Consider the following 25,571-nt stretch of genomic DNA (forward strand, 5'->3'; position numbering starts at 1 on the left):
AGATCCGCAGGTCCCCCTAGTTCTCCGAATTCTGCAGGATCTCGAGGTCCTCTTCGTCGTCGACATCGTCTTCGTCGTCGTCTTCGTCGCCGTCGATCACTTCGAGCGGCGTCACTTCCCCATACGCCTCATACAGCGCATCGTCGTAGACTTCAAAGGCATCGGCAACGGCGAAGAACGCCGCCTCGACCGCGGGATCCCCGTCACTTCTGCGGGCGGAGGCCGCCGCCAGGTGTTCTTCCAGTGCAGAGGTCAGGGACTGAAGCGCGACACGCGGATCGATGCTCATGACTTCACGTTAGTCGGAAAAAGACGAAAATGGAGAGCAATGAAAGAACATTTTCTGAGCAGCTCGGTCCGGCGGGAACGGGACTATGTGAAGCAGTACGAGTACCTCGTGCTGACGGTCGGTCCTGAGGATTCGCTCCCCGAGGCCCGCCGCCGGCTCGTGGAGCATTCCGAGTACGGCAAATGGGAACTGGAACGCAGCCGCCTCTACGTGGGCGGCGGGCGGCGTTTCTGGCTGCGCCGGAAAGTCATCCAGGTCCAGCGCACCGTCTAGGCCGCCGCGGACCCCGGCCGCGCATTGGCCGGGATCGGCAGCCGCGAACGCCGCAGGGAGTCCGGGGCGGCCCTAGGGTGTCTCCAGCGGGCCCAGCCAGGCGTTCGCCACGGTATTGTGCGCCGACTCGTCATCTGAGGGATGGAACATGCCTGCGAGCACGTCCCGGTACAGCCGCTCCAGCTCGGAGCCGCGGAAGTAGCTGGAGCCGCCGGACACCCGGATAGCGAGGTCCACCACGGTCCGCGCCGTTTCCGTGGCCCGGACCTTGAGCCCCACGAGCCGGGGGAACCATTGGCTGCCGTGGTCCGCGAGGCCGTCGACGTCGGCCGCCACCCGGGACAGCTGCGGGTAGAGCGCATCCATGGCCATCGCCGCCTCTGCTACCTTCCATCGGATGTCCGGGTCCTGGGCGTAGCTGCGGCCGCCGTTCTTGAACGATGTCCGGCGCTGCACCGCTTCCACCCCGAGCGTGAGGGCCCGTTCGCCGATTCCCGTGTACACCGCGGCGAGGAGCGTCTCGAAGCAGGCGAAGATCGCGAAGATCAGGGGGTCGGCGTTCGGGCCCACCGGCAGTTTCCGGAAGATCCGTTCCGCGGGCACTACGGCGCCGTCCAGAACGGTCGTGTTGGACTGGCTGGCCCGCATACCGAGCGTGTCCCAGTCGGGCAGGATCTCGTAACCGGGGGTTTCCCGGGTGATGAACCCGTGGACCAGTTCCCCGGCGCCGTCCGCGGCGTTGGCGTCCTTCCCGAAGATCCCCAGCCGGGTCCACGCCGGCGACAGGCTGGTGAAGATCTTGCGGCCGGTGAAGCTGTAGCCGCCACCGGGCAGCGGGACGGCCTCCGTGCGGGAATCGAACAGCACGGAGTCGTTGCCGGCCTCCGAATTGCCGAACGCGAAGACCTCACCCTGTGCCGCTTCCTTGAGGATGAAATCCAGGGAGGAGTCACCGCGGGCGGCAAGGACCTGGGCGACGCCGGTCCACACCAGGTGCATGTTGACGGCCAGCGCCGTCGCCGGCGCCGCGGTCGCCAGCCTGCGTTGCAGCTGCGCCGCTTCCGCCAGCCCGAGTCCGAGTCCGCCGTCGACCGCGGGGACGAAGATTTTCAGGTAGCCGGCCGCCGTGAGGTCCGCGAGGTCCTCGTGGAAGAAGGCGTTGTCGCGGTCGTAGCCGGCGGCGCGGCCGCGGATCCGTTCCAGCAGCGGCGCGCTGAGGATGTCCTCGGGCGTCATGGCAGGCGGGGTCCGCTCAGTAATTGGTGAGCAGGGTGTCCAGCACCCGCGCACCGAATTTCAGGGAGTCCGCGGGGACCCGTTCGTCGACGCCGTGGAACATCCCGGTGAAGTCGAGCTCGTCCGGAAGCATCAACGGGGCAAAGCCGTAGCCGGTGATGCCGAGCCGGCTCAGGGACTTGTTGTCCGTGCCGCCGGAGAGCGTGTATGGCAGGACCTTGGCGCCCGGATCCTCGGAGTGCAGGGCGTCGATCATCGAATCGACGAGGTTGCCGGCGAACGGCACCTCCAGCGAGACGTCGTTGTGCACGTAGCTGATGTCCACGCCGGTGCCGGCGAGTTCGCGCACGATCTCCAGCACCTGCTGTTCCTGCCCGGGCAGGGTCCGGCAGTCGATGAGGGCCTCGGCCGATTCCGGAATGACGTTGTGCTTGTAGCCGCCTTTGAGGAGGGTGGGGTTGGTGGTGTTCTGCAGTGTGGCGCCGACAAAGCGGGCCACCGTGCCGAGTTCCTTGAGGATCTTGTCCGGATCATCGGGATCGAATTCGACCCCGGTGAGTTCGGTGACGCCGTCGAGGAACTGCCGGGTGGTCGGCGTGAGCTCGATCGGCCAGTTGTAGGCACCAATCCGGGAAACCGCGCCGGCAAGCCTGGTCACGGCGTTGTCGGTGTTGATCTGGGAGCCGTGGCCTGCGCGGCCGTGGGCCACAAGGCGGAGCCAGGAGAGGCCCTTTTCGGCCGTCTGGAGCAGATAGGTGCGCTGGCCGCCGATGGTGGCGGAGAATCCGCCGACTTCGGAGATCGCCTCAGTGGCGCCTTCAAAGAGTTCGGGCCGTTTTTCGACGGCGTAGCGGGCGCCGTAGGTGCCGCCGGCTTCCTCGTCGGCGAAGAACGCGAAGATGAGGTCGCGCTTGGGCTTGCGTCCCGTGCGGGCGAAGTTGCGCAGCACGGACAGGATCATGGCGTCCATGTCCTTCATGTCCACGGCGCCGCGTCCCCAGATCAGGCCGTCCTTCAATTCGGCTCCGAAGGGGTCAACCGACCACTGTTCGCGCAGGGCCGGGACGACGTCCAGGTGGCCGTGGACCACCAGGGCGCTGGCGGAGGGGTCCTCCCCCGCCAACCGGGTGACCACGCTGGCGCGGCCGGGGGCCGCTTCGAAGATTTCGGCGTCCAGCCCGACTTCGGCCATAAGCCCGGCGGTGTATTCGGCGGCCGCGCGTTCACCGGGGCCGGAGCCGTCGCCGTAGTTGGACGTGTCGATCCGGATCAGCTCCTGGCAGATCCTGACGACCTCGTCCTCAGGCCTGGTTTCGGTCCGGTTGTCAGTCATAGCGGCTCCTCGTGGCGGGTGGCTCAATTGCTTGCTTCAGCCTACCCACACCACCCCCGCGGACCCCGATTATTTGTTTCCGGAAAAGTCGTGCTAGAGTCTTTCTCGCTGCTTCCGAGAAAAGCAAAACGCTGAAAGGCGAAACGAACTCGGAATTACCACCTGCGCGGGTGGCGGAATGGCAGACGCGCTAGCTTGAGGTGCTAGTCCTCGAAAGGGGGTGGGGGTTCAAGTCCCCCTCCGCGCACAAGGGAAAACCCCTAGAATCCACGGATTCTAGGGGTTTTTTTCTGCTCCCACCCACGTGGACTCCAGCTCCGCGCGGTTTGGGCAGCTCGACGGGCCCGACGGTGGAACTCCCAGGACTAACGACACGCTGAGCAGCTGTGCGCTTGCCGGTTCAAGGGTCTTGAGCCATCGCGGCTACGACCCGCAGACCGACGGGCCGCATCATCTCCCTGGACGGCCGCCGTTGACAGGAACACTGGGGCCTCACGCCGCGGCCGGGCCAACCAAAAGACCGCATCCCTGCCGGCCCCCCCAAAAGCTCCTGCAGGAATGCGGCCGTCGTGGCGTCAGCCGGAGCGCGACTCCCCTGACGGGCAGCCCTGCAGCCGTGACGGGCCTGCGTGCTGACCGAAGACGACGACGCGGACAACGACAACGTGCGAACAGCCCCGCCGGAATCCCGGCGGGGCTGTTCGTGGTGGTTATCGTGCGTTGTGCCTAGCCCACGTGGATGGATGGCCGGAGTGCCTGGTTGGGCTCGGTCTCGCGGAGGATCTCGCGCACCAAAGGCGCGGTGTCGCCCTCGCCCAGGAACAGGTACCGCATGAGGTGGCCTACGGGGTTGCCTTCGGACCATTCGAAATAGCACTGGGGCTTCGTGCCGGTCGAGTCGCGCATGGCCAGCAGGACCGCTGCGATCGCGTTCGGCACGGCCGGGGACTTCACCCGCAGCACCCGGTAGCCGTCCACTTCGACGCCTTCGACCCGGAGCGTGTGGCTGAACGCCGAAGGATCGGAGATTTCCACCTCCAGGAAGATGACATCCGCCGGGCCCGGGACCGGGTTCAGCCCGCGCTGTTCGTACTCCTTGTCCGCGTACTCAGCCTTGTCTCCGGCCTGGCGTTTGTTGGCGATGACGTTCAATTGACCGTCGAAGGCAATCGAATCGGTGATGAACTGCCGGGCTGCCTCGTCGAACTCGATGGTTTCCAGCCGCAGTTCGGTGGTGCGCTGCACCCGGGAGATGAGCGAGACGACGATGATGCCGGCGATGAAGAACGCCGAGATCGCAATGCCGTCGGGCTTTTCGATGACGTTGGCGCCCAGTGCGTACAGCAGGACTAGGGTCAGTACACCGAAACCGATGGTGCCGGCCCGGCTGTGCCGGCGGATTGCGGAGACCGTCACGGCGACGGCTCCGGAGACCATCATGGCCAGGATGCCGGTGGCGTAGGCCCCTGCCTGCGCGTTGACGTCGGCGTTGAAGGCGATGGTGATGCCGACGCTCAGCACGGTGTAGACGATCACGACCGGGCGGACCGCCCGGCCCCATTCAGGTGCCATGCCGTAGGCCGGCAGGTACCGGGGCACGATGTTGATGAGCCCGGCCATGGCGGAGGCCCCGGCGAACCAGAGGATCAGGGCGCTGGAAATGTCGTAAACGGTGCCGAACCCGGCGCCGAACAGGTCGTGGGCGAGGAACGCCAGGGCGCGGCCGTTGGCCTGTCCGCCCTCCTCGAACTCCTTGGCCGGGATCATGACCGTGGTGAGGAAGCTGGTGGACATCAGATAGACGCTCATGATGGCCGCCGCCGTGGTGAGCAGCTTGCGGGTGTTCCTGACCCGGGACGCCATGACCTGCTCCGGGCTGTCGCCGGTGGCCTTGATCAGCGGCATCATGGAAACGCCGGTCTCGAACCCGGACAGGCCCAGGACCAGCAGCGGGAAAGCGATGACGGCAGGGCCGATCAGGTCCATGGGGCCGCCGCCGGCGCTCGCGAGCAGCCGATCGGTCCAGCCGGCGATCAGGGACGGTTCGGAGAGGACATGTGCGAAACCTGCAGCGACGACGGCGGCGTTCAGGAGCAGGTAGATGGCCACGAGCGGAATGGCGACGCCGACGGCCTCGTTGAAGCCGAGCAGGAACACCCCGCCCAGAATCAGCAGCAGGATCACCGTGATGATCACGGCACTGCCTTTCAAGGCCTCCGGGACGATCGGATTCTCCAGCAGGTGCACCGTCGCGTCGGCCCCCGAGAGCGTGATGGTGATGATCCACGAGGTCGCAACGAACCCGAGCAGCAGCAGCACGAAGAACTTGCCGCGCCAGAACGGGAGCAGCTTCTCCAGCATGGCAACCGAGCCCTGCCCGTGCGGGCTCTCCTGCGCGACCCGGCGGTACATGGGCAGCATGCCCAGCAGCGTCAGGGCCACAATGAGCAGGGTGGCCAGCGGCGACAGGGCACCGGCGGCCAGGGCCGCGATGCCCGGAAGGTAGGACAAGGTCGAAAAATAGTCGACGCCGGTCAGGCACATGACCTTCCACCAGGCGTTGGGCTTGTGATCTTCCTCGGCTTCGGGGCCGGCGGGTGCGACCTGGTTGGCCAGTAGCCAGCGGACCAGGGGCTTGCGGTCCGGGCGGTCGGCCTGCTTCAGGTCGACTTGGGCCGGGACGGCGTGGTCAGAAGTGGTCTGCATCGGATCTTTCTGTCGGTGGCCGGGCGTCTGCCGGGCAGGGGCAAGTCGTAGGAACCGGTCAATTGTAGTGCCGGCTCCCAGTGCCAGCCGTCAGCTGCAGGCGGTGTCCGGAACGGCGAGCCTACCGCGGCTCAGGTTCGGGCAGGTCAGTTCCGGGCAGCTCAGGTCCGGGCCGCTCTGGCCCGGGCAGCGGGTCCTTGCCGGACCACGTCTTGACGACGGTCCAGGTGACGGCAGTGACCGGCACGGCCAGCAGCGCGCCGACAATGCCGGCGAGTATGGTGCCGGCCGCCAGGACGAGCAGGATCGCCAGGCCGTGGATGCTGAGGACTTTGCCCATCAGGACCGGCTGCAGGAAGTGGTGTTCGAGCTGGTTCACCCCGATGACCACGGCCACAACGATGAGCGCCTGGGCCAGCCCATTGGAGACCAGCGTGACGGCAATGGCAAGGGTGCCTGCGACGGTGGCGCCGACGATCGGGATGAATCCGCCAATGAAGATGAACACTCCCAGCGGCAGGGCCAGCGGCACTCCCATGATGGCGAGGGTGACTCCGACGACGAGACCGTCAACCGCGGCCACCATGGCGGTGCCGCGGACATACCCGCCCAGGACGACGGTACTGCGGTCCGCCGCCAGGTGTGCCCTGGCGCGGTGGTCAGCGGGCAGCATGCCAATGAGGAAGGCCCGGATCTCGGGCCCGTCCTTGAGGAAAAAGAACAGGGTGACCGCCATCAGCACCCCACCGGTGAAGATCTCCACCACGGTGCGGGCACCGGTGAGGGCTTCTGCACCGAACGTGCTCGAGGTGAAGAACTCCCGCACCGAGTCCGTGAGGGCGGTGATCTGTTGGTCGCTGACAGGGACAGGTCCGTGGTTCAGGAATGAGTGCAGTTGTTCGACCCCGGCAGTGGCGCGAGCCGTAAGCTCGCGCCACTGGTTGGAGACCAGAATGACGATGCCGGCGATGACGCTGCCGAAAACGGCGAGAATGGCCACGAACGAGGCAACCACCGCGAGGGCGCGAGGCCAGGCGTGCCCCGTGAGCCAGCGGACCAGCGGGGAGATCGCCGCGGCAAGGATAACGGCGATCAGGACCGGGATGATGACGAGCGGGATGCGGCTGGCGGCCCAGATGATCGCCCACGCGAGGGCGGACACGGCGAGGACCTGGACTGAGCGGATGCTCGCGCGGCCCAGTCCGTCCGACCAGATGGCCGGCATTCCGCTGCGGGGTTCGATCATGGGCTTCTCCCGGCGTTCGGACGCGGTGACTAGGTCCAGTGCAGGGGTTTCGGCCCGGACTGTTGCCACGCATCATAGAACCGCAAGCGGGCCTCGTTGCCGCGCTGCTGTTCCAGGGCATGCAGGCGCCCGTAGGTAAATCCGCTGCCGGAGCCGTCCGCGGCCTGCCGCGCCAGCACCAGCAGGGTTGCCCGGGTGACGACGCTGTCCTGGAAGTCTCCGAGTATCTCCTGGATGCCCTCCGCGGCCCGGGCAAGGTTTGTTGCCTGAGTGCCGAAAACGGGGGTAGCCGCCTCTGCGGCATAGCGCAGCCGCTTGGCGCTCTTTCGAACTTCATGCAATGCGGCATCCTGCGGGGTCCCGCCTGCGCCGCCATCCAGGGACCGGACCGCCGCCTTGAGGCGTTTTCGTTCCGCGGAGACGAGCCGGCCAACCGTCCCCAGCGCATCATTGCCCGCACAGGCGCTAAGCGGAGGCACCGCAAGGAAGGCATCGAGGGCATCGAGGAGGCGGAAGTAGCGGGTGCTGTCCAGCGCCGCCAGGCCGGCGGCACGGCCCTGTTGCTGGACGGTGCCGAGGTGCTCCTGGATCTGCTGCGCAACGGGTCCGATCAACAGCTCCGGAGGTTCGGCACCGATCATGTCCTTCAGCCGGGCACGGATGACCTCGGCGTCCCGGGCCTGGCCCACAGTGCCGGCGAGCCACTGGAGCTCGCCCCGAAGGAACCTGGCCGACGTCGTATCTGTGAGCTTTCGGAAGGTGGCCAGTGCAGACCGTAACCGGCGCGCGGCCACCCGGAATTGATGCACGGCATCGGGCGCATCGACCCGGACGCGAGGATCATGCAGCTTCACGGCGCGTACCTGTTGGGATAGATAGGAGAGCATGACGTCCGAAGCCGGCCCGCTCCGGCTGGGCTTTGGCGCCGTGCCGGGATTCTCCGGGTAGTCCGGTCCGAGCGCCCGGGCCAGCTTGGACGGGAGGGCGGCGACGGTGACTCCCTCTGCGGCGAACAGAGCGTCAGCGTCCTGGAGCAGCTGTCGGGGGCCGTCGGCGAGTTCCAGCTCCCATTCCCGCCACCGCGACGGTTCCGCGGGGGTTAGCAGGGATTGCGCCTCGACACGGTCGTCACTGAAGTGGGCAAGGACGGCGCCGTCGGCGGCGGACAACGGCGTCAACCTGCGGCTGGTCCTGATGCGTGCAACCGGCACCAGCGCGTGGCTGCGGGTGTGGACGAGCACCAGCTGCCGCAGATTTTCCGGCACGGTATCCTGATCGCCGCCAAGCGGCTCCCGTATCTCCCGGCGCTCCCCCGCGGCGGCCGGGAGTTTGAGGTGCCATCCGTCATCCGGACCGCCGGACCGGCGGCGCAGGGTGATCCGCTGCGCTGCCAATGCCAGAGCTTTGGTATCAAAATAGACGGCGTCCAGCATTTCGTTTGCGGATTGCCCGGCGCGATCCACCCCCGGGATTGATGCCAGTGGCGGAAGGGCGTCGGATTCCGAAGGGCTGTACTTGTGTTCGACCTCGATCGCGTCGGCGGCCATGCTTCATTCTAGGAACTCCCACACGCGCCCGGCGTGTGCCCAAAGGCCCCTATCGCAGGAGATTGTCACGCGAACGGGGCGCTGGGGGCGGGCGGCCGTCCTGGACCGGGACACGGCCCTCCAGAAGACACACACAGACGCGGCGGGGTGCGGCCGGAAAATAGACTTGCCCGGGCATGCAGCGGCGAGTAACTTTCGGAGCAGTGGGCCGGCGGACCGCTGGCCCCCTGCGAGAGGACCGCCATGCCAACCATAATCGGCCACCACGATGTCAAGGACAAGGATCATTGGCTTGCCTCACCGAAGCGCGAAGAGGTGTTCGGCCCACTGGGGATCACCAACATTCGTACGTTCGTCAACCCCGAGAACCCGACGCAAGTCGCAGTGATGATGGATGTTCCTGATGTGGATGCCCTCATGGCCGCGATGCAAAATGACGTCATGGGCGAGGCGATGGCCTACGACGGCGTACTGCCCGAGACCCTGGTCATCCTCGTCGAGGCCCAGCCCTAGCTGTACCCGGGCGGAGACCGCCGGCGGTGCAAGCGGATGTGGCGAAGCTCCGGTCAAATAGCGGTTGACCGGAGCTTCGGGTCCATTATGGGCAGTGGTTCCTGTGTATTGGCCGGGAAAAGGCTGACCGCTAGTGGTTGAGTAATTCGCCCATGAGGGGCGCCTTCCGGACATCGTCGGTCAGGGGGCTCAGCCCCCACACGTCCTCGATGGTGTGCAGCAAGGAGTAGTGCGAGTAGGCGGCATTGGATGTGAAGCCCTTCCGCGCCGCCGGGCCGGCGAATACCGTAGCCACCCGGTTGTCCTCTTTGCTGCCCTCATCCCATGTGAGCACGAGGAGTGAGTTCTGCGTCGTGAAGGCCGGGGACCCCAGGATTTTGGGCACTTCGCGGGAGAGCCAGTCGTCTCCGGTGCCAATGGGGCAGTCGTGGGTGTCGTTGCACATGTCCGGGCTGATGAAAGAGTAGTCCGGCAGGGTGGACGGGGACTGCAGGTCCTGCCCCAGCCGGCTGTACGGCACAACATGGTCCGAGCAGGAGGCCTTGTTGCCCGTCACGGCAGGGTAGTACATGAACGGATTGTGTTTCACCGCATACCGGCGGGAGTCATGCGCGGTGCAGGGCGCGGGCATGCCCTCGGCGTACATTTTCCAGGTCCGTCCGGATTGGGTGATCTCATCGGCGATGGAGCGCACATCTGCGGTGCAGGAGTTCGGTTTGCAGTCGCTGGTGATCCCCGCGCTGGTTCCGCTCGTGAGGGCCAGGTAGTTGGGCAGGCTCGGGTGGGTGATGGCCCGGTAGTTGGCGGCCACTGAAAATTCCGCCGCAAGCTTGTTGAAGTAGCCCGCTTCGCTGGCACCCATGATCTGTGAGGCCGCCTTGTTCTCCTGGACGATGACCACAATGTGCGCGATCCCGCCGCTGGCCGGCCCGCCCGGCGCGGGGTGCGGGGCCGGCTGCGCGAAATACGGGGACGGCGGCGGGGTCACGGAGGGCGGCGATTCGGTCGGCGATTCGGCAGGCAGGGTCTCGGCCGGTGGGGACCCGGCGGTTGGGGACTGCGAGGGCGGGCCTGCCTGGAAGGGCTGCGCCGGCGTGCATCCCGCCAGCAGCATCGCCAGCGCCCATCCACCAGCCAGGGCGAGTCGGCCGATCCGCGTCATCGGTCCATGCTAGCGGCCGGTATTGGTGCGGCCAATGTTGTCGGCATTCCCGGTCTCAGGCCAGGCTCAGGTCAAGAAACTGCCCGCGCCCGGTTCAGTGTTCAGGTCTCGACTCCCCCGTGTCGGGTCAGGCTCCGGGATGCAGCGCACCGCGGACGGCGCCCAGCAGGGACAGGAACCGCTCGTTGTCCGGCAGGTCATCGATCAGCACCACCCCCTCGGGAGCGGCCAGCGGAATGCGCCAGTTCGGGTATTCGGTGCTGGTGCCCGGCTGGTTCTGGGTCCGGGTCTCCCCCACGGCGTCAACCAGCGCCACTCCCAGCAGTGCTGACGGGGCCAGCGCCGTGTAGGCGTACAGCGCCTGCACCGTGGTCCGCACGTCCGTGCCGGTCTCCGCCAGCAGGCCGCGTGCCCGGACCCGGGCCAGCACCGCCTCCTGCTCGGCCGCGGCCTCGGCGCGTTCTTCCGCCACGGGCCGGCGCAACAGCCCGAGCGATTCGCGCAAAGTGACGTGTTCACCGGCGAGGTAGCCCGCCGTCGGGGGCAGATCGTGGGTGTTGACGCTGGTCAGGCACTGCTCGCGGTAATCCTCCGGCGGAATCGGGCCGTCGGCGTCGTGTTCGAACCAGAGGATCGACGTGCCGAAGATCCCCCGCTCGGCCAGGTAGCCGCGGACCCATGGCTCGAACACGCCCAGGTCCTCGCCGATCACGATCGCACCGGCCCGTTGCGCCTCCAGGGCAAGGATGCCGATGAGCGCCTCGTGGTCGTAGTGCACATACGTGCCGCTCTCCGGTCCTGCGCCCTCGGGGATCCACCACAACCGGAACAGGCCGAGGATATGGTCCACCCGGATGCCGCCGGCGTGCCGCAGGACGGTACGGAGCATGTCCCGGTAGGCGGCATAGCCGGATTCGGCGAGCCGGCCCGGATGCCACGGCGGCTGTGACCAGTTCTGGCCCAACTGGTTGAACATGTCTGGAGGTGCACCAACGCTCACGCCCCGGGCAAGAACGCCGGAGAGGGTCCAGGCGTCGGCACCGCCGGGTTTTACGCCGACGGCGAGGTCATGGACGACGCCGATCCCCATCCCCGCCTGGCGTGCCGAACGCTGGGCCGCCTCGAGCTGCTGGTCGCAGAGCCACTGCAGCCAGCTGTGGAATTCGATTCGGGCTGCCAGCCTCGGCCGCTGTTCAACACAGTAGGGCGACGCCGGGGATGCCGCCGCACCGCTCCATTCCGGCGCCGACGGCGGCAGCTCTTCGGCGAGCGCCGACCACAGCGCAAAGTCTTTGAGTCCTTGCCCCTGCTCGGCGCAGAAGTCGGCGAACTGCCGGGTGCGGGCCGGGCCGCGGCGGACCGCAAACACGAGTTCCAGGGCCGAGAGCTTCGCCGCGTAGCTGGCGTTGCGGTCCAGGAGGTCCCGGGAACGGTTGGCCGCCTGCAGGCCCTCGGCCAGGCGGGCCACTTCGGCCCGGCCGGCAGCGTCCAGGTAGCCGTATTCCGGGATTTCCTCCACCCGCAGGTAGAGCGGGTTGAAAAAGCGCCGCGTGGTGGGCAGGTACGGGGAATCCTCGACCGGCGGCACTGGTTCGGCGGCATGCAGCGGATTGACCAGCACAAACCCCGCCCCCTGCTCACCGGCAACCTCGGCGAGGTCGCTGAGATCGGCGAAGTCGCCAATCCCCCAGGACCGGGAGGACCGCACGGAGTACAACTGGGCCGTCAGTCCCCAGATGCGGCGTTCCTTGAGCAGGGCCGAGGCCCGGAGCCGGCCGGGCGTAACAACCAGCGGACACTGCGCCGCGGTGCCTTCGGCGTCGGCTTTCAGGGTGTGCCAGCCGAGGCCGAGGCTGCCGGGAATGGCGAACGTGGCACGTCCGGTGAGGACGCCGTCGACGTCGACCGGCTGGTCCCAGTTCTCCCGCTGGGTCACCTCGTGGCTGCTGCCGTCCTCGGCGTCGATCCAGACGCGGACGTCGCTTCCGTGCGGGACGTGGACCTCGACGTGGGACTCCTGCCCCTCCCTCACTACCAGGACCGGGGGCAGGATGCGCCGCCAGGGTGCCAGCCGGGACTCGGCCAGCGAGCGTTGCTGCTCCTGGGGCCCGTTGGCGGGGACCCCGAGGGCCGCCAGCACGTCCCGCAGGGTCCCGGCGGCCACGGAACGCTGCACTCCGTCCCAGCCCCAGTAGCTGGTGTCGACGCCGTAGGCTGCGGCGAGTTCGCGCAGGAGTGCGTCGGTCGTATCAGTGTCGGCCCGCACGGGACTTCCCAGTGCCGCGGTGTTGCCGGTGTCTGCAGGATTATCGGGGTTTGGACGGTTCTCGGGATTTGGACGGTTCTCGGGATTTGCGGGGGTCTCGGGGTGCGTCTGGTCCGCCATGCGCCCACTCTAGACGCTGCCCCCACCGCCCGCGTCCTTTCCGTGGATGTGGGAATTATCTACCAGTTCTTTGGGTCCCTCGGCGGCTCCCGGTGCGGACGGGTCCTTCGGCCCGTTTAGGCACCGCCACAGCGACCGCGCTAGCCTTGAACCCTATGGTTGACGTCGAACGGTTCCGGATCCTCCTGCGCGAGGAACGTGACCGGAAGCTTGCCCTCCTGCCCGCTCTCCGCCGGGACATCACCTCGGTCAACGCGGCCCGCCTCGACTCCAACGTCGACGATGAACACGACCCCGAGGGCACAACGATCGCCTTCGAACTGTCCCAGGCATCCGCGCTCCTGGAACAGAGCAGGGCTTCCCTGCTGCAGATCGATGCCGCCCTTGCCCGCCTGGACGAGGGCACCTACGGAATCTGCGCTGTATGCGGTACCCCGATCCCCGGGGACCGGCTGGAAGCCAGGCCGTGGACCGCGTATTGCATCGCGCATGCCTCGGGTAGGGCATGATCCGGCCCGGCCTGCTGGGGGAACCGAACCTCGCCCTGACATGGTGGGAGCGGATCGTTGCCGGATTCACCCACGCGTCCAGCCCGCACGTGAGCAGCACTGAGCTCGTGGCGGTAATCCTGCTGGCAGTGGCCGTCTCCCTGCCCCGCCTGTCCTGGCGCTACTTTGGCCTGCTCGCCACCGTGACCCACGAACTCGGCCACGCGTTTGCCGCCCTCACCACCGGCCAGCGGCTCGGCGGCATCCGGCTGGGCCTGGACCACTCCGGTACCACCACGACGTACAGCAGGAGCCGCCTGTCCGCCGCCTGGTCGACGTTCTGGGGTTACCCCGTGCCCGCCGTCGTCGGGGCAGCGATGGTCTGGTGCGGTTTCAACGGCTGGGGACCGGCCGCGATGTCGGTGGGCACGCTCATCCTTCTGGCGTCCTTCCTGTTCCTCCGCAACGGCGTCGGCCTCCTCATCACCGCCGCCGCCGTGCTGGCCTCGGCGCTCCTGGTGCTCTTTGTGCCGCCGGTATTCAACGGCCACGTGATGATTGTGCTCGGCCTGGCGCTGCTGGTCGCTGCCGTCAGGGACCTCGGCAAACTGGCCAACGTCCATCTGCGGCACCGTGACAGGCTCCAGACGTCGGACGCCTACCTGCTGGCCCGCGCCACCTCCGTCCCCGCCGCGGTGTGGATTGCCCTCTTCGCCGCCGTTGTGGCCGGCGCCTGGTGGTTTGCCTGGCAGCCGATGGCGCCCGTGTTCACGGCACTGTAGCTCACAACAGCGTTCGGGCCGTTCTCTTCCCGGCCTTAGGCTGGGACCATGAGCCAGATTACCCACACCGACGATCCGGGATTCAGCACCAAGGGCGCGTACGTGACCGGCGGCGAGGAATTCACCCGGGATACCAACTACATTGAGGACCGGATCACCCGGGACGGCGCCGCGGGCCCCCACGGCGAGCCCGGCTGGCCCGTGGAACCTGGCCGCTACCGCCTCATCGCCGCGCGTGCCTGCCCGTGGGCCAACCGCACGGTGATCGTGCGCCGGCTCCTCGGCCTGGAAGAGGTCATCTCGCTCGGCCAGCCCGGCCCCACCCACGACGCCCGGTCCTGGACGTTCGATCTCGACCCGGACGGCAGGGATCCCGTCCTCGGGATCGAGCGCATCCAGGACGCCTACTTCCGCCGCTTCCCCGGCTACCCCCGCGGGATTACCGTCCCGGCGATCGTGGACGTACCCAGCGGGCAGGTAGTCACCAACAACTTCCCCCAGATCACGCTCGACTTTTCCACGGAGTGGGCGCAGTACCACCGGGCCGGCGCGCCGGAGCTGTACCCGGAACACCTGAGGGAAGAAATCGACGCCGTCAACAAGCGTGTCTTTACCGAGGTGAACAACGGCGTCTACCGCTGCGGCTTCGCCGGTTCCCAGGAGGCCTACGACGCCGCCTACGATCGGCTCTGGACGGCCCTGGACTGGCTCGAGGAACGCTTGGCGGGCCAAAGGTACCTGGTGGGTGACACGATCACGGAGGCCGACGTCCGGCTGTTCACCACACTGGCCCGCTTCGATGCCGTGTACCACGGCCACTTCAAGTGCAACCGGCAAAAGCTCAGCGAGATGCCGGTCCTGTGGGCCTACGCGCGCGACTTGTTCCAGACGCCAGGGTTTGGTGACACCACCGACTTTGTGCAAATCAAGCAGCACTACTACATCGTGCATGAGGACATCAATCCCACCGGAGTGGTCCCCCGCGGACCGGAACTGGGCAACTGGCTCTCGGAGCACGGCCGCGAAGCCCTCGGCGGCCGGCCGTTCGGCGACGGCACGCCTCCCGGACCGGTCCGGGCCGGCGAAGAGGTCACCCCGGGACACGGCGCAGCCTGATGTCGGCGGCGGCCGTCTCGGCTGGGTTTGCCGCCCCCGGTTTCACGGGTGTGCGTGAGCTCTTCGACGCCTTCCTTTCCGAGGATCCGGGCTACAGCGCGCAGCTGGCGGTCTACCACCACGGCACCCGGGTGCTGGACCTCTGCGGCGGACCGGCATTGGCCCCTGGCGAGATCACGGGCACCTACTCCTGTTCCAAGGGAGTCGCCGCCTTCGTCATCGCCCTCCTCGTCCAGGACGGCCGGCTCGACCTCGACCGCGCCGTCGCGTCCTACTGGCCCGAGTTCGGCGTCCACGGCAAGGACCGGCTCACCGTGCGTCAGGCCCTATCCCACCAGGCGGGGCTGCCCGGCGTCGTCGGCGGTATTCCCCTGGCGGAATTCACGACGCCGGCCGCCGCACGGCGTCTCGCGGCCGCGGCGCCGCAATGGCGCCCGGGCACAGCCTTCGGCTACCACGCCCTGACCATGGGGATCCTGATGGAGGAGCTCTGCCGCCGTGCCTCGGGGATGACGCTGCAGGGGCTCTATGACGGACGCCTCCGCCGCCCGTGGGGCATCGACTTCTTCCTGGGCCTGCCCGAGGACCAGGAACCGCGGTACCGTGAGGTGCTTTACGGCCCTGACCCGGCCCAGCCGTGGCTGGACCCGCTCAGCCTCGACGGGCTGAACAGCAACGCGCCGGTCAGCACCATCATGGAACTGCCCAACCATCGCGTGGTGCGCGCCTCGGGCATGAGCGGCGCCGGAGGCGTGGGGTCAGCCGAAGGGCTGGCCAGGCTCTACGCCGCCGCCACCACCGGGGTTGACGGCAGCCCCGCGTTCCTGGGTCCGGCCACCATCGAGCTCATGGCCGCGGAGCAGGTATGGGGACTTGACCGGTGCTCCGGGCAGGACAACGCTTTTGCCGTCGTGTTCATGAAACCCCAGCCGGGGCGGAACTTCGGCAGCCATCTGGCCTTCGGGCACGAGGGCGCCAGCGCGGCCCTCGGCTTCGCGGATCCCGGCTACGGCCTCGGGTTCGGGTATGTGCCCCGCCGCAGCGAGGAGGGCCGGACCGCCGGACGGGCCCAGCGGCTGTCCGCGGCGGTGCGGCGGGCCGCCCACGCCGCGTCCTGACCGTGTAGCTGCAGGCTCCTGCGGCGCGGCAACAGGTTCGTCCATTTGTAGCAGCAACCACACGGCCCTAGGGTGAGCCGGGATGGCCAATCCAGAAAAGACAACAGAAAAGCCCCCCTCCGCGCTGCGCATTCGGGCCCATAGCGTGGCAAGCGGCGTCGCGGCAGCGCTAGTGTGGCCGCGGATCCAGCTGGCGCTTAAGGCTGCGCTTGCCGCGGGCATTGCTTTCGCGATCGCTCCCTTCATGCCGGGCTCCGCCGCCGATTACCCCTACTACGCCCCGCTCGGCGCCCTTGTGGCCATGTACGAGAACGTCGCCGGTTCCATGCGCCAGGGGGTGCAGGCGCTGGTGGGTCTGGCGATCGGGGTGGGACTGGCGTTCATGCTGTTCAGCCTCGGTCATCCGACTCCGCTGACGGTCGCGGTGGTCATGGGCCTGGGCGTGGTCCTGGCCGGGTTGCCGAAGATCGGCTCGGGCCGGGACTGGATCCCGACGGCGGCCCTCCTGGTCCTGCTCGTCGGCGGCCACAACCCGGACTCATTCTCGTTCGGGTACCTTTTCCAGATGGCGGTCGGCGTCACTGTGGGCATCGTCGTGAATCTGCTGGTCTTCCCGCCTCTGCACTTCCGGGCCGCGGCGCTGAGCATCGTGGAACTGCGCCAGGCGCTCGCCCAGCAACTCTGGGACATGGGCAAGGCACTCAAGGAAAGCTGGCCGCCGGAGCACGTTGACTGGTCCCGGCGCTCGGAATCGCTCGCGGCGCACGCCCGCTCAGTGCGGCTCGCCGTCGAGAAGGCGGACGCCAGCCGCCGGGCCAATCCCCGCCGCCGGCTGCATCCGCGCGACATGAACCTCGACTACCGCAACCTGCGCGACCTCGAGCGGCTCACGTTCCACGTACAGGACGTTACCCAGGTGCTCTCGGACGTCATCTGGGCCGAGGACACCCCGTTCGTGATCCCGGACGAATACGCGGCACCCCTCGGTGACGCCATGTCCGCCGTCGGCGACGTGCTGCGAGCCACGGAGGAGGACAACCCGGATCGCCAGACCGAGCTGGCCCGCACCGCCGACGCGGCGATCAACGAGCTCACCGCCAGGCTTGCCACCGAACAGCACAGCAAGGACGCCCCGAGCGCGGTCGAATCCATCCTCTTGAGCCTGCACCGCATGCTGCGGGTGGCCACGCCCGGGCGGCCGGAGGCCAAACCGGCCACGGCGCCGGCAGACTAGGAAGAACGCGCTGTCCGCCGGCGGGGCCGGCCCGGGCGGCCTGTCCGAGCCCGGCCGGCCTGTCCGGGCCCGGGCGGCACCGCGCCCGCCGGCTAGTCCAGCGCCGCCACAGAGCCGCTGAAGTGCCGGCGCCCGGACAGCGGGTTCCACGCCACGTAGTCCGAGCGCTGCCACGCACCGCCGTAGGCCTGCACGGTGCTGATGTCGAGTGCCACGCGGGCCGGCAGGAACACGGGCGCTTCGAAGGCCACCTCCCAGCTGAACGAATCCCCCCGGACGGCACCGACGTCGGCCAGCGCACGGGAGGCCAGGTACATGCCGTGGGCAAGGGACCGCCGCTGTCCGAGGGCCTTGGCAGTCAGGACGCTCAGGTGGATGGGGTTGAAGTCTCCGGAGACAGCCGCGTAGGCACGCCCGGTATCGACGCCCAGCTGCCACATTGCCGTGGGATCCGGCACGGAAAACGGCGGCGGCGGCACGGCCACCGAGGCTTTGTCGATCCCCGGTAGGAACACCCCCTTGGCCAGGTACGTTGAGACCCCGCGCCAGCGGACGTCTTCCTGCCCGGCGGCACGGACCTCCGCGACGACGTCCAACTGCGTACCGGCCCGGTGCCCGCGCAGGTTCTCCACCCGGGCCCGGATGTCCAGGGCCTGGGTGAACAGGACCGGCGCGGACTGCACCACGTTGTTCGTCAGGTGGATCATGCCCAGCAGGGGCAGCGGAAAATCGTCCCGGTTCATCACGCTCATGGCTAGCGGAAACGCCAGGGCATGGATGAAGCCGGCCGGGAGGACATCGCTCGCGCTCTCGCCGATCAGGTGCTGGTAGGCCGTCAGGTTGGCGACGTCGGCCTTCACGCCACGGACCTCGTGGGTGTAGGCCGGCAGTTCGGTGCCGCCGTGGGTGCCCAGGACCCGGCGCCGCGCCGCGGCGGCCGCCGCGTTGACGTAGAGCTTGGATAGTGCGGGCATCTCGCCCAGGATGACGGTCTGGGATCCGCTCATGCGCCGACCAGGTTCTGCCCGCAGACGCGCAGCACCTCCCCGGAAATCCCACCCGCGGCGTCGCTGGCCAGGAACGCGATGGCCTCGGCGACGTCGCGCGGCTGGCCGCCCTGCTGTAGGGAGTTGAGCCGGCGCGCCACTTCGCGGGTGGCGAATGGGATCCTGGCGGTCATCTCCGTTTCAATGAAGCCCGGCGCGACGGCGTTGATCGACCCGCCGCGCTCGCCGATCAGCGCCGCCGTGGCGCGGACCATGCCGATCACGCCGGCCTTGGACGCGGCATAGTTGGTCTGGCCGCGGTTTCCGGCGATCCCGCTGGTAGAGGCCACGGACACGATCCGGGGCGAGTCGCGGAAGTGCTCCGACGCGAGGAGGGCCTCATTGATCCGCAGCTGCGCGGCGATATTGACGGCGATCACGGCGTTCCAGCGGCCGGCGTCCATGTTGGCCAGGAGCTTGTCCCGGGTGATCCCGGCGTTGTGGATCATGATGTCCAGCCGGCCGTGCCGTGCCGCGGCGTGGTCGATGATCCGTTGGCCGGCGTCGTCGCGGCTGATGTCCAGCTGCAGGGCCGTCCCGTGGACCTCGTTGGCCACTGCCGCCAGATGGTCCCCCGCCGCTGGAATGTCGACGAGAATGAGCGTGGCGCCGTCGCGGTGCAGGGTGCGGGCAATCGCTGCCCCGATTCCGCGCGCGGCGCCGGTCACGACGGCCACCTTGCCGGCCAGCGGCTTCTCGACGTCGTCGGGCAGCTGACCGGCGCCGGAGCTGACGGTCAGGAACTGCCCGTCCACGAACGCCGAACGGCCCGAGAGGAAGAACCTCAACGCCCCCAGTGCTGCCGGGCTCGTGGCCCGGGTGCCGTCGGCGAGCAGGATGCCGTTGCCGGTGGCTCCGGCGCGGAGTTCCTTCGCCAAAGACCGCAGGAGACCGTCCACGCCCTGCCTGGTAGCCGCCGTTGCCGGTTCCGTCGCCGAGCCTGCCGTGCGGGAGACGGTGATGACGCGGGCGTTCGGGGCGAGGTCACGCAGCGATGCGGCCGCGGTGAGGACCGGTTTCTCAAGGTCGCCGGGGTGGGCCAGCTCGTCCAGCACCAGGATGATGGCGCCGAGCTTCTCCTTGGGGATCGCGTGGCGGCGGACGTCGAGATTCCAGTCCAGCAGGGTGGCGGCGAGCTCGTCGGCGCCGCCGGTTGATCCCTGGACCAGGACCGGTCCGTCGATGAGGGGACGGCCGGGCTCGTGCCGGCGGAGGACCACCGGCTGCGGGAGGCCGAGCCGCTTGGCGAGGTCCTTGCCGAGTCCGCCGCTGACCAGCCGGGTGTACTTGTCGCTCATCCGATTCTCCCTAGAGTGCTTCGAGGATTGCGACGACGCCCTGGCCGCCGGCGGCGCAAATGGACACAAGGCCGCGGGCCGGGCGCCCGTTGACCTGGCCCTTGTCGTGCAGCATTTTTGCCAGTGAGGCCACGATCCGGCCGCCTGTGGCCGCAAACGGGTGTCCGGCGGCCAGCGAGGAGCCGTTAACGTTCAGCTTGGCCCGGTCGATGCTGCCGAAGGCGCCGTCCAGGCCCAGGCGGGTGCGGCCGAATTCCTCGTCCTCCCACGCGGCGAGTGTGCTCAGCACCGTGCCGGCAAAGGCCTCGTGGATCTCGAAGAAGTCGAAGTCCGCGAGGGTGAGATTGTGGCGCGCGAGCAGCCGGGGCACGGCGAAGGCCGGCGCCATGAGCAGTCCGTCTTTGCCGTGGACAAAGTCGACGGCCGCAGCCTCGCCGTCGATGACCGCGGCGAGCTTGGGGAGGTCATGGGCGTCGGCCCATTCCTCGGACGAGAGCAGCACGGTGGACGCGCCATCGGTCAGCGGGGTGGAATTGCCGGCCGTCATGGTCGCCTCGGCGCCCAGGTTCTTGCCGAAAACGGGCTTGAGGGTGGCGAGCTTCTCCGGGCTCGTGTCGGCGCGCAGGTTGGAGTCGCGGCTCAGTCCCCGGTACGGGGTCAGGAGATCATCGAAGAAGCCGGCGTCATAGGCCGCGGCAAGGTTCCGGTGGCTGTTGAAGGCAAGCTCGTCCTGGGCCTCGCGGGTGATCTTCCACTGCGCCGTGGTCAGCGCCTGGTGCTCGCCCATCGACAGGCCGGTACGCGGCTCCCCCGTGTTAGGGGCATCGGGGGCCAGATCCTTGGGACGGAGCCGGCTGAGGACCTGCAGCTTCCGGGACACCGTCTTGGCGCGGTTGAGGTCAAGGAGCACCTCGCGGAGTCCCTCACTGACGGCGATGGGAGCGTCAGAAGCGGAGTCGACGCCGCCGGCGATCGCGGAGTCGATCTGGCCCAGCTTGATCTTGTTCGCCAGTCCGAGCACCGTCTCCAGGCCGGTGGCGCAGGCCTGCTGGAGGTCATACGCCGGGGTCTCGGCAGAGAGAGCCGAGCCGAGCACGGCTTCCCGGGTGAGGTTGAAGTCCCGGGAGTGCTTGAGGACCGCCCCCGCGGCCACTTCTCCGATGCGCTCGTCCTGAAGGCCGAAGCGGGCGATCAGGCCATCCAGGGCGGCCGTGAGCATGTCCTGGTTGGAGGACTTGGTGTACGCACCTCCGGTCCGGGCAAACGGGATCCGGTTGCCGCCCACCACCACGGCCTTGCGGAGTTGCGCCGGGACCGCGTCGACATGCTGTGTCGTCTCGGCGGCGGGTGCGGCGGCGGCTGATGCGGTGGCTGGTTGGGGGCGGGGCACTGACTGTCCGTTGACGGACATGGGCTGTCTCCTTCGATCAAAGCGATTACCGATACCCAGCGTACCTGATACGCTGGGTATCGTGAACAGCCCCAAAGCCACCCCGCCCGCCGGGCAGGCCACCGTCGACGGCCGCGCTTCCCGCTGGCAGTCCCACCGCGAGGAACGGCGGCGGGAACTGATCAAGTCGGCCCGGAAGGCGGTGCATGCCCTCGGCAGTGACGCGTCCATGGAGGACATCGCCGCAGCCGCTGGAACGTCAAAGTCCGTGTTCTACCGCTATTTCGGCGACAAGGCCGGACTCCAGCAGGCCGTGGGCGAGGTGGTCCTCAGCCAGATGCAGCGGCGCATCCAGGAGGCGGCCCAGAGCGCCCAGACGCCCCGCGAAGGCCTGTTCGCCATGGTGTCCGCATACCTGCAAATGGCTGAGACCAGCCCGAACGTCTACACCTTCGTCACGCGCCATGCGTCCGGCGAGGCCGAGACGGCCGGGCCGACCATGTCCACAGCCGGAGCGTTGAGCCACTTCTTCGCCGCCATCAGCGACATGATTGCCCGGCCCATGCGCAGCCATCTGGGCGGCGGCCAGGACAAGGAAGCCGTGATCGGCTACTGGCCCAATGCCGCGATCGGCCTGGTCCGCAATGCCGGCGAACAGTGGCTCGCCAGCCCGCCCGGACCGGCCAAGCCCGGCCAGGAGGCCATGGCGCGGCAGATCACGGACTGGCTGTGCTTCGGCATCGCCCCCGAGCTGCAGGCGGCTCCTCCGGAGGAACCAGCACATACGGAACGAACGGGCCCGGCGGGCCAGGGCGCACCGTAGCAGCGGCCCGGCCCACACCCGCGAACTGAACTGTCAGCACTAGAGATTGTCAGAACCACAGAAGGAAACGACATGACTGAACTAGCCGACCGCACCACCGGCAACGCCCCCCGCCGCACCACGACTCCAGCGGCAACCACAGCAGCCGGCCGTTCCGGCCAACCCGGCTCCCCCGAGGCGCCCGCCGTCGACGTCGCGGCCCTTGGCGAACAGCTGCTCGGCAAGTGGGCCGACATCCGGCTGCAGTCCAGGGGCCTCGCCGGCCGCCCGGAACTGCACAAGATCGAGGGCCAGACCCACACCGAACATCGCCAACGCGTGTTCGGCCAGCTCAGGATCCTGGTGGACAATGGCGCCGTCCACCGCGCATTCCCCGAGTCCGTGGGCGGCTCGGACGATCACGGCGGGAACGTGGCCGGTTTCCAGGAGCTGGTCATCGCCGACCCGTCGCTGCAGATCAAGGCCGGCGTCCAGTGGGGACTGTTCGGCTCCGCAGTGAACCACCTCGGCACCGCGGAACACCACGAGAAGTGGCTGCCCGGCATCATGAGCCTGGACATCCCGGGCTGCTTCGCCATGACCGAAACCGGGCACGGCTCGGACGTGGCCAGCATTGCCACCACCGCCACCTACGACCCCGCCGCCGGGGAGTTCGTGGTCCACACGCCGTTCCGGGCCGCGTGGAAGGACTACATCGGCAACGCCGCCAACGATGGTCTGGCCGCGGTCGTTTTCGCCCAGCTGGTGACGAAGGGCGTCAACCACGGCGTGCACGCGTTCTACATGGACCTCCGGGACGCCGGGACCGGGGACTTCCTGCCGGGCATCGGGGGCGAGGACGACGGCGTCAAAGGCGGCCTGAACGGCATCGACAACGGCCGGCTGCACTTCACGAACGTCCGGATCCCCCGCACCAACCTCCTGAACCGCTACGGCGACGTCGACCCCGAGGGCAACTACACGTCCCCCATCGCCAGCCCGGGCCGCCGCTTCTTCACCATGCTCGGCACGCTGGTCCAGGGCCGGGTCTCCCTCGACGGCGCCGCAGTGACGGCGTCGAAACTGGCCCTGAAAACCGCCATCCAGTACGCCACCGAACGCCGGCAGTTCAATGCCTCCTCCCAGACCGACGAGGAAGTCCTGCTGGACTACCAGCGGCACCAGCGCCGGCTCTTCACCCGGCTGGCCACCACGTACGCCGCCAGCTTCGCCAGCGAGCAGCTGCTGCAGAAATTCGACGACGTCTTCTCCGGCCGTCACGACACCGACCAGGACCGCCAGGACCTTGAAACCCTGGCCGCGGCCCTGAAGCCGCTGAGCACCTGGCATGCCCTGGACACCCTGCAGGAGTGCCGCGAGGCCTGCGGCGGCGCCGGGTTCCTGATCGAGAACCGGTTCGCCTCGCTCCGTGCCGACCTCGACGTGTACGCCACGTTCGAGGGCGACAACACGGTCCTGCTGCAGCTCGTCGCCAAGCGCCTGCTGGCGGACTACGCCAAGGAATTCCGCACCGTCAACGTCGGCGTGCTGACCCGCTACGTCGTGGGCCAGGCCACCGGTGCCGCGATCCACCGCACCGGACTGCGCGGCGTCGCCCAGTTCGTGGCGGACTCCGGATCAGTGCAGAAAGCAGCGCTGGCGATCAAGGACGAAGCAAGCCAGCGGACCCTGCTCACGGACCGCGTCCAGACCATGGTCGCTGAGGTGGCCACGGCCCTCAAGGGCGCGAACAAGCTCCCGCAGCAGCAGGGCGCCGCCTTGTTCAACGCCCACCAGCACGAACTCATCGAAGCCGCCCAGGCCCATGCGGAGCTGCTGCAGTGGGAGGCCTTTACCGAGGCCCTCGGCACAGTGACTGACCCGGGCACGCGCAAGGTCCTGACGTGGCTGCGCGATCTGTTCGGCCTGTCCCTGATCGAGAAGAACCTGTCCTGGTACCTCATGAACGGCAGGCTGTCGATGCAGCGCGGACGCACTGTGGGCGAATACATCAACCGCCTGCTCGTGAAGATCCGCCCGCATGCCCTGGACCTGGTGGACGCGTTCGGTTACGGGCCGGAGCACCTCCGCGCCGAGATCTCCACTGGCGCGGAGAAGGTCCGCCAGGACGAGGCCCGGGACTACTTCCGCAAGCAGCGCGCCAGCGGCCAGGCGCCCCTGGACGAAAAGATTATGCTGGCCCGCGCCGTTCACGGCACAAAGGCCCACGGCACAAAGGCCCACGGCACCAAAGCCCGCGGCTGACCCAGCCGAAATGCGACGACGGCGCCGCCCCCTCAGCCGGGGCGGCGCCGTCGTCGTTCTGCCCTGTCGACATACTGCTGTTCCGTCGCGGGGTCAGGACCCCTGCTGGAGCGCCGAGCGGTAGACCTCGAGCGTGGTCTCCGTGATGGATTCCCAGGAGAAGTGTTCCTCGGCCCTGCGGCGGCCCGCTTCACCCATGGCGCGGGCCCGGGCGGGATCGGACACCACTTCGATGAGGGCCTCGGCAAAGTCGGTGACGAACTTCTCCGGGTCCAGCGGGATGCCGGTGCCGTCGGTGACCTGCTCGATCGGAACAAGCAGCCCGGTCTTGCCATGCTCGACGACCTCCGGAATGCCGCCCGTGGCGCTGGCCACCACGGCGGCGCCGCAGGCCATGGCCTCGAGGTTGACGATGCCCAGGGGTTCGTAGATGGACGGGCACGCGAACGCCGTCGCGTGGCTGAGCACCTGGATGACCTCGTTGCGGGGCAGCATCCGTTCGATCAGGATCACGCCGCTGCGCTGGCTCTGGAGTTCCTCGATCAGGCGTGCCGTCTCGGCGGCCAGTTCCGGCGTGTCCGCGGCACCGAGGCACAGCACCAGCTGGACGTCGGCCGGGAGCTTGGCGGCGGCCCGCAGCAGGTACGGTACGCCCTTCTGCCGGGTGTTCCGGCCCACAAAAACAACGCTGGGGCGCTCCGGATCGATCCCGAGCGGCCGGATGATGTCATCAGCCTCGTCCCGGTTCCACTGGCTGACATCAATGCCGTTGTGGACCACCTTGACCTTGGCCGGGTCGACGTCCGGATAGCTGCGGAGGATGTCCTGGCGCATCCCTTCCGAGACGGCGATGATGGCGGCAGCGGCCTCGTAGGCGGTCTTTTCCACCCATGAGGACACCGCGTAGCCGCCACCGAGCTGCTCGGCCTTCCACGGGCGCAGCGGCTCCAGGCTGTGGGCGCTGAGGACATGCGGGATGCCGTGGAGCAGCGACGCGATGTGTCCGGCCATGTTGGCGTACCAGGTGTGGGAGTGGACCAGGTCCGCGCCGGCGATATCCGGAACGATCCTCAGGTCCACCCCGAGGGTCTGGATAGCGGCGTTTGCTGAGCCCAGGTCTTCGGGCACGGAATACGACGTGACGGTCGCTCCGTGATACCCGGGCTCGCGGGGCGCGCCGAAGGCACGCACCTGAAGGTCCACGCGTTGGGCCAGCACCCTGCTGAGCTCGGCCACGTGGACCCCGGCGCCGCCGTAGATTTCCGGCGGGAATTCTTTGGTCACAATATCTATTCGCACATGCACCAAGGTAGTCGTTACGGTGGAACTGATCTAGTGTGA

General features: G+C 68.2%; 21 protein-coding genes and 1 tRNA gene. 10 read left to right on the forward strand and 12 right to left on the reverse strand.

Translation table 11 applies throughout. From position 1 onward, the window contains the following. Window positions 1–16: 16 nt before the first annotated feature. Window positions 17–289, reverse strand: a complete 273-nt coding sequence (locus tag C566_RS0103350; protein WP_018772919.1) for a hypothetical protein — start codon at window positions 287–289, stop codon at window positions 17–19. A gap of 39 nt (window positions 290–328) precedes the next feature. Here C566_RS0103350 and C566_RS0103355 point away from each other — a divergent pair, with 39 nt between their 5' ends. Next, window positions 329–562, forward strand: coding sequence for a DUF5703 family protein (locus tag C566_RS0103355; RefSeq protein WP_018772920.1), 234 nt, complete (start codon window positions 329–331; stop codon window positions 560–562). Window positions 563–634: 72 nt separating this feature from the next. Here C566_RS0103355 and C566_RS0103360 read toward each other — a convergent pair whose 3' ends face one another. After that, window positions 635–1,798: an acyl-CoA dehydrogenase family protein gene (locus C566_RS0103360; RefSeq protein WP_018772921.1), complete on the reverse strand. Its 1,164-nt coding sequence runs from the start codon at window positions 1,796–1,798 to the stop codon at window positions 635–637. A gap of 16 nt (window positions 1,799–1,814) precedes the next feature. Beyond that, window positions 1,815–3,131, reverse strand: coding sequence for a M20/M25/M40 family metallo-hydrolase (locus C566_RS0103365; RefSeq protein ID WP_018772922.1), 1,317 nt, complete (start codon window positions 3,129–3,131; stop codon window positions 1,815–1,817). 164 nt (window positions 3,132–3,295) lie between these two features. Here C566_RS0103365 and C566_RS0103370 point away from each other — a divergent pair. Beyond that, window positions 3,296–3,378 (forward strand) — tRNA-Leu (locus tag C566_RS0103370). Window positions 3,379–3,857: 479 nt separating this feature from the next. Here the strand turns inward: C566_RS0103370 and C566_RS0103375 are convergent. The 3 genes from C566_RS0103375 to C566_RS0103385 form a co-directional block, all read right to left on the reverse strand. Further along, on the reverse strand, window positions 3,858–5,837 hold the full coding sequence (locus C566_RS0103375; protein ID WP_018772923.1) for an APC family permease: 1,980 nt from the start codon (window positions 5,835–5,837) through the stop codon (window positions 3,858–3,860). Window positions 5,838–5,958: 121 nt separating this feature from the next. Continuing rightward, window positions 5,959–7,083 (reverse strand): AI-2E family transporter, encoded by a 1,125-nt coding sequence (locus tag C566_RS0103380; RefSeq protein ID WP_231386235.1) that lies wholly within the window; start codon window positions 7,081–7,083, stop codon window positions 5,959–5,961. Window positions 7,084–7,112: 29 nt separating this feature from the next. Further along, on the reverse strand, window positions 7,113–8,630 hold the full coding sequence (locus tag C566_RS0103385; protein WP_018772925.1) for a CYTH and CHAD domain-containing protein: 1,518 nt from the start codon (window positions 8,628–8,630) through the stop codon (window positions 7,113–7,115). Between the two features lie 243 nt (window positions 8,631–8,873). Between C566_RS0103385 and C566_RS0103390 the strand changes: the two genes are divergently transcribed. Then, window positions 8,874–9,143 carry a hypothetical protein gene (locus C566_RS0103390; RefSeq protein WP_018772926.1) on the forward strand — a complete coding sequence of 90 codons (270 nt, stop codon included), beginning with the start codon at window positions 8,874–8,876 and terminating at the stop codon, window positions 9,141–9,143. 130 nt (window positions 9,144–9,273) lie between these two features. Here C566_RS0103390 and C566_RS20665 read toward each other — a convergent pair whose 3' ends face one another. Beyond that, on the reverse strand, window positions 9,274–10,305 hold the full coding sequence (locus C566_RS20665; protein ID WP_018772927.1) for an alkaline phosphatase family protein: 1,032 nt from the start codon (window positions 10,303–10,305) through the stop codon (window positions 9,274–9,276). Window positions 10,306–10,432: 127 nt separating this feature from the next. Then, on the reverse strand, window positions 10,433–12,691 hold the full coding sequence (malQ, locus tag C566_RS0103400; protein ID WP_018772928.1) for a 4-alpha-glucanotransferase: 2,259 nt from the start codon (window positions 12,689–12,691) through the stop codon (window positions 10,433–10,435). Window positions 12,692–12,846: 155 nt separating this feature from the next. Between malQ and C566_RS0103405 the strand changes: the two genes are divergently transcribed. The 5 genes from C566_RS0103405 to C566_RS20670 all read left to right on the forward strand — a co-directional run bounded on the left by C566_RS0103405 (window position 12,847) and on the right by C566_RS20670 (window position 17,429). Next, the gene (locus C566_RS0103405; protein ID WP_018772929.1) at window positions 12,847–13,200 is read left to right on the forward strand and encodes a TraR/DksA family transcriptional regulator; all 354 of its coding nucleotides are present in this window, start codon (window positions 12,847–12,849) and stop codon (window positions 13,198–13,200) included. Next, a complete protein-coding gene (locus C566_RS0103410; protein WP_018772930.1) occupies window positions 13,197–13,961 on the forward strand; it encodes a M50 family metallopeptidase in 765 nt (254 codons plus the stop codon). Before C566_RS0103405 ends, C566_RS0103410 begins: the two co-directional genes overlap by 4 nt. Before the next feature lie 48 nt (window positions 13,962–14,009). Further along, entirely contained in the window at window positions 14,010–15,077 is a 1,068-nt protein-coding gene (locus C566_RS0103415; protein ID WP_018772931.1) for a glutathione S-transferase family protein, read from the forward strand. Further along, entirely contained in the window at window positions 15,077–16,195 is a 1,119-nt protein-coding gene (locus C566_RS0103420) for a serine hydrolase domain-containing protein (RefSeq protein WP_018772932.1), read from the forward strand. The genes C566_RS0103415 and C566_RS0103420 overlap by 1 nt, the downstream gene beginning before the upstream one ends. A gap of 82 nt (window positions 16,196–16,277) precedes the next feature. Next, window positions 16,278–17,429: an FUSC family protein gene (locus tag C566_RS20670; RefSeq protein ID WP_081627240.1), complete on the forward strand. Its 1,152-nt coding sequence runs from the start codon at window positions 16,278–16,280 to the stop codon at window positions 17,427–17,429. A gap of 92 nt (window positions 17,430–17,521) precedes the next feature. Here C566_RS20670 and C566_RS0103430 read toward each other — a convergent pair whose 3' ends face one another. The 3 genes from C566_RS0103430 to C566_RS0103440 are packed head-to-tail and all read right to left on the reverse strand — an operon-like array spanning window position 17,522 to window position 21,184. After that, window positions 17,522–18,436 carry a MaoC family dehydratase gene (locus C566_RS0103430; RefSeq protein WP_018772934.1) on the reverse strand — a complete coding sequence of 305 codons (915 nt, stop codon included), beginning with the start codon at window positions 18,434–18,436 and terminating at the stop codon, window positions 17,522–17,524. Next, window positions 18,433–19,773 (reverse strand): 3-oxoacyl-ACP reductase, encoded by a 1,341-nt coding sequence (locus C566_RS0103435; protein ID WP_018772935.1) that lies wholly within the window; start codon window positions 19,771–19,773, stop codon window positions 18,433–18,435. Before C566_RS0103435 ends, C566_RS0103430 begins: the two co-directional genes overlap by 4 nt. Before the next feature lie 10 nt (window positions 19,774–19,783). Next, window positions 19,784–21,184, reverse strand: coding sequence for an acetyl-CoA C-acetyltransferase (locus C566_RS0103440; protein ID WP_018772936.1), 1,401 nt, complete (start codon window positions 21,182–21,184; stop codon window positions 19,784–19,786). A gap of 61 nt (window positions 21,185–21,245) precedes the next feature. Between C566_RS0103440 and C566_RS20675 the strand changes: the two genes are divergently transcribed. Both C566_RS20675 and C566_RS0103450 read left to right on the forward strand, forming a co-directional pair. Continuing rightward, window positions 21,246–21,986 carry a TetR family transcriptional regulator gene (locus C566_RS20675; protein WP_018772937.1) on the forward strand — a complete coding sequence of 247 codons (741 nt, stop codon included), beginning with the start codon at window positions 21,246–21,248 and terminating at the stop codon, window positions 21,984–21,986. A gap of 72 nt (window positions 21,987–22,058) precedes the next feature. Continuing rightward, window positions 22,059–24,230 carry an acyl-CoA dehydrogenase family protein gene (locus C566_RS0103450; RefSeq protein ID WP_018772938.1) on the forward strand — a complete coding sequence of 724 codons (2,172 nt, stop codon included), beginning with the start codon at window positions 22,059–22,061 and terminating at the stop codon, window positions 24,228–24,230. Window positions 24,231–24,323: 93 nt separating this feature from the next. Here C566_RS0103450 and glgA read toward each other — a convergent pair whose 3' ends face one another. Then, window positions 24,324–25,529 (reverse strand): glycogen synthase, encoded by a 1,206-nt coding sequence (gene glgA, locus C566_RS0103455; protein ID WP_043466014.1) that lies wholly within the window; start codon window positions 25,527–25,529, stop codon window positions 24,324–24,326. Window positions 25,530–25,571: the final 42 nt, after the last annotated feature.

This window comes from Arthrobacter sp. 131MFCol6.1 (genome assembly GCF_000374925.1).
GTDB lineage: Bacteria > Actinomycetota > Actinomycetes > Actinomycetales > Micrococcaceae > Arthrobacter.